Below are 1,348 nucleotides of genomic sequence, written 5' to 3'. Positions count from 1 at the left end.
TTTTACAATCTATTGATTTTGACGTTTTAGAGTGGCGTGTTGATCACTTTACTCAAGTTGACAATATCAATGCCGTAAAACAAGCAGCTAAAAGCATAGCCGATTTACTGCCCAATAAACCGATTTTATTTACGTTTAGAACCGCAAATGAAGGGGGGGTTAAACCTTGGCCACTCGCATCTTATATTCAGTTGAATAAAGAAATGGCGTGTAGTGGGCTTATTGATCTTATTGATGTTGAGCTATTTATTGGTGATGATGATGTAAAAGATATTATTGCCGTTGCACACAAAAATCAGGTATTTGTTGTCGCATCAAACCATGATTTTGAAAAAACACCATCCAAAAGTGATATTATCTACCGATTAAGGAAAATGCAGGAACTGGGTGCTGACATTCCTAAAATTGCCGTCATGCCACAAACAACAGATGATGTATTAACATTACTTGCAGCAACCACCGAAATGAACCAACAACATGCAACCACCCCCATTATTACCATGTCTATGGCTGGGCTGGGTGTGGTGAGCCGTATTGCAGGTGCGACATTTGGCTCAGCAATGACCTTTGGCGCTGCCAAACATGCTTCGGCACCGGGTCAATTAGACGCCAAACAATTACGCTCTATTTTAGATACCTTGTACCAAAGCCATAGCTAATTTAACATCAATCCGTTAATAATGAATTGACGTGCCAATGTAGAGCGGTGATGAAGTGTTTGCGCTTCATTATCAAAATCTTCATTTACAACCACATAGCGAATTTTACTCCCCCCAAATTGTTATGTGGTTGTACAAAATTTAGGTTTGGGATATGTATAATAAAAATAAATTTAGCTCGCTTGATATCAATTATTTTTTTAATTCAGATCAACGCAATACCATTAAAGATTTTGCCTATGCCGATATTCTAGGAACAGCAGATATTTGTGGTTATCAAATTATGTTTTTTTATATTGCCGATAATATTGAAGTTTTATTAATTGATGAAGTGATAGATAATATATTGTTACTTGATAAAGCCAATCAAATTTTGAATTTCTTGGGTTTTGAGTTTAAATTAGGCTCCCCGTTTATTTTAACCGATACCTTTAATCATAATTATATTCTTAAAGATCATCTTTATGAAGATCATATGCGTTACTACTATAAAGTCGATGAACAATTAATTGTCCTTGGCATTAATTATGAAGGTATTTTGCTATCCTTTGAATTAATCAATAATAAAAGTATTATTGACAATAGGTTGGCATTTTCTTGCTAGCTAGTTGTGGACGTATACCTATCCCAAACAGGTTATGTACAATAAGCAACTTTAAGCAACTTTAAGCAACTTTATTATAGCTAAT

General features: G+C 34.8%; 2 protein-coding genes. Both read left to right on the top strand.

What is annotated here, in order from left to right; all coding sequences use genetic code 11:
- On the top strand, positions 1-659 hold a 659-nt coding region (gene aroD / locus A9G30_RS04315; protein WP_141671986.1), incomplete at its 5' end, for a type I 3-dehydroquinate dehydratase.
- Positions 660-813: 154 nt separating this feature from the next.
- Positions 814-1,263, top strand: coding sequence for a hypothetical protein (locus A9G30_RS04310; RefSeq protein ID WP_065567391.1), 450 nt, complete (start codon positions 814-816; stop codon positions 1,261-1,263).
- Positions 1,264-1,348 lie beyond the last annotated feature (85 nt).

This window comes from Gilliamella sp. Fer4-1 (assembly GCF_001690515.1).
GTDB lineage: Bacteria > Pseudomonadota > Gammaproteobacteria > Enterobacterales > Orbaceae > Gilliamella > Gilliamella apicola_C.
This window is presented reverse-complemented; position numbering and strand designations above follow the sequence as displayed.

Excerpts from the sequence above, each read along its gene's own strand:
- A9G30_RS04310 (WP_065567391.1), top strand. The coding sequence starts at position 814 with ATGTATAATAAAAATAAATTTAGCTCGCTTGATATCAATTATTTTTTT.